3 protein-coding genes are annotated in these 2,425 nt (G+C 73.2%); 1 reads left to right on the forward strand and 2 read right to left on the reverse strand.

What is annotated here, in order from left to right; all coding sequences use genetic code 11:
- Together HMPREF3105_RS09365 and HMPREF3105_RS09370 are read right to left on the reverse strand one after the other, a co-directional pair.
- Positions 1 to 194 (reverse strand): hypothetical protein (locus tag HMPREF3105_RS09365; protein ID WP_141762484.1); only part of this gene is annotated, 194 nt, incomplete at its 3' end.
- A complete protein-coding gene (locus HMPREF3105_RS09370; protein WP_070709357.1) occupies positions 191 to 1,774 on the reverse strand; it encodes an acyl-CoA carboxylase subunit beta in 1,584 nt (527 codons plus the stop codon). The genes HMPREF3105_RS09370 and HMPREF3105_RS09365, both read right to left, overlap by 4 nt.
- A gap of 189 nt (positions 1,775 to 1,963) precedes the next feature.
- On the opposite strand from HMPREF3105_RS09370, the gene HMPREF3105_RS09375 reads away from it, so the two are divergent.
- On the forward strand, positions 1,964 to 2,425 hold a 462-nt coding region (locus HMPREF3105_RS09375; RefSeq protein ID WP_070709359.1), incomplete at its 3' end, for a biotin--[acetyl-CoA-carboxylase] ligase.

Below are 2,425 nucleotides of genomic sequence, written 5' to 3' on the forward strand. Positions count from 1 at the left end.
TCGGCGGCCGCGGCGGCGAGCCGGGCGGCTTCGGCCCGGGCCGCGGCGGCCGCCTCGAGGACGGCGGCCAGCGCCGCCATCTCCTCCGGCTCCAACTCCGGGCCGCTGAGCTGCAGCGGGTCGGCCGACGCCGGCGTGGCCTGCGTCGACTCGTCGTTCTCGTCCGGGGCGCCCGGACCCAGCAGGGCGCTCACAGCGGCATGTTCCCGTGCTTCTTGGCGGGGCGGGCCTCGCGCTTGTGCAGGGTGGCGCGCAGGGCGCGGATGAGCTGGCCGCGGGTGGCGTGCGGGGGCACCACGGCGTCCACGTAGCCCAGCTCGGCGGCCTGGTACGGGTTGAGCAGCTCGGCCTCGTAGTCGGCCACGATCTCGGCCCGGCGCGCATCGACGTCGCCGCCCGCCTCCGCCGTCGCCTTCAGGTCGCGCCGGTACAGGATGTTCACGGCGCCCTGGGCGCCCATCACGCCGATCTGCGCGCTCGGCCAGGCCAGGTTCAGGTCCGCGCCGAGCTTCTTGGAGCCCATCACGATGTATGCGCCGCCGAAGGCCTTGCGCGTGATCACGGTCAGCTTCGGCACGGTGGCCTCGGCGTAGGCGTAGATCAGCTTGGCGCCGCGGCGGATGATGCCGTTGAACTCCTGGTCCGTGCCGGGCAGGAACCCGGGCACGTCCACGAGGGTGATGATCGGGATGTTGAACGCGTCGCAGAAGCGCACGAACCGCGCGGCCTTCTCCGAGGCGGCGATGTCCAGGGTGCCGGCGAACTGCAGCGGCTGGTTCGCGACGACGCCCACGCTCATGCCGTCCAGGCGGGCCAGTCCGGTGATCACGTTGGGCGCGTACAGCTCCTGCAGCTGCAGCAGGTGGCCCTCGTCCACGATCGAGGCGATGACCTCGAGCATGTCGTAGGGCTGGTTGGCGGAGTCCGGGATGATCTCGTCCAGGGCGAGGTCCTCGTCCGTGGGCTCCGGGTCCGCGGCCTCGAAGGTCGGGGCCTCTGCGAGGTTGTTGGAGGGCAGCAGCTCGAGCAGCTCCTGCACGTAGGCGATCGCGTCCTCCTCCGAGGAGGCCATGTAGTGGGCGGTGCCGGAGGTGGCGTTGTGCGAGCGGGCGCCGCCGAGGGTCTCCATGTCCACGTCCTCGCCCGTGACGGTCTTGATCACGTCCGGGCCGGTGATGAACATGTGCGAGGTCTGGTCCACCATCACCACGACGTCCGTCAGGGCCGGCGAATAGGCCGCGCCGCCGGCGGAGGGGCCCATGATCAGCGAGATCTGCGGGATCATGCCCGAGGCCAGGACGTTGTTCCGGAAGATGTCCGCGAACTGGGCGAGGGAGGCCACGCCCTCCTGGATGCGCGCGCCGCCGCCGTCGAGGATGCCGATCACGGGGCAGCCGTTGCGCGCGGCGAACTCCTGGACCTTCACGATCTTCTGCCCGTTGCGCTCGGACAGCGAGCCGCCGAACACGGTGAAGTCCTGGGAGTAGACGGCCACCTGGCGCCCGTCCACGGTGCCGAAGCCGGACACCAGGCCGTCGCCTGCCGGGTGCTTGGCGTCCATGCCGAACGCGGTGGTGCGGTGCACGGCCAGCGCGTCCAGCTCCACGAAGGAGCCCTCGTCCAGGAGGAGGTCGATCCGCTCGCGCGCGGTGTGCTTGCCGCGCGCGTGCTGGCGCTCGACGGCGTCCGGGCCGCCGGGCGCGGCCGTCGCCTCGAGCCGCCGATGCAGGTCGGCCAGCCGGCCGGCCGTGGTGGTCAGATCGGGATCGGTCACACGTCCTCCTTGTGGTGGTCCGCCAGATGCGGAGGCTCAGTCGGCCAGTCTACGGGCCGCCGCGGACGCCCTCGGTTGGAGGAAGCCCACAAACGACGAGGACGTCGGCCCGGGCCGCCCCTCCGCGCGCCCCGGCGGCGGATCGGCCCGCCCAGCCCGCCCTCGGGAACGCCCTGTATATCTAGGGGCATGCACCCCGACGACGCCCCCACACCGGACCTGACCTGGCTGGACTCCGCCGGCTCCACGCAGGATGAGCTCCTCGCGCGGCTGGACCGCGAGGGGCACCGGCACGGTGCGGCCGTGGCCACCGCGGACCAGCGGGCCGGCCGGGGTCGGCACTCCCGGGTGTGGAGCGCCGCGCCGGGGGCGGCGCTCGCCCTGTCCGTGTACCTGCGTCCCGAGTCCGGCGGGGTGCCGGTCTCTCCGGCCCACCTGAGCTGGCTCTCGCTCGTCGCCTCCGCCACGGTCGCCGAGCGCCTCGCGGCCCGGGGCGTCCCGACGCACGTGAAGTGGCCGAACGACGTGCTCGCCACGGACGGGCGCAAGCTGTGCGGCGTGCTGGCCACGGTGGCGCTGTCCTCGGACGGCAAGGGGCCCGGCGTCGTCGTCGGGATGGGCGTGAACCTGGACCACCGCGGGGCCGCCCCG

It is taken from the genome of Micrococcus sp. HMSC31B01, from assembly GCF_001816085.1.
Lineage (GTDB): Bacteria > Actinomycetota > Actinomycetes > Actinomycetales > Micrococcaceae > Micrococcus > Micrococcus luteus.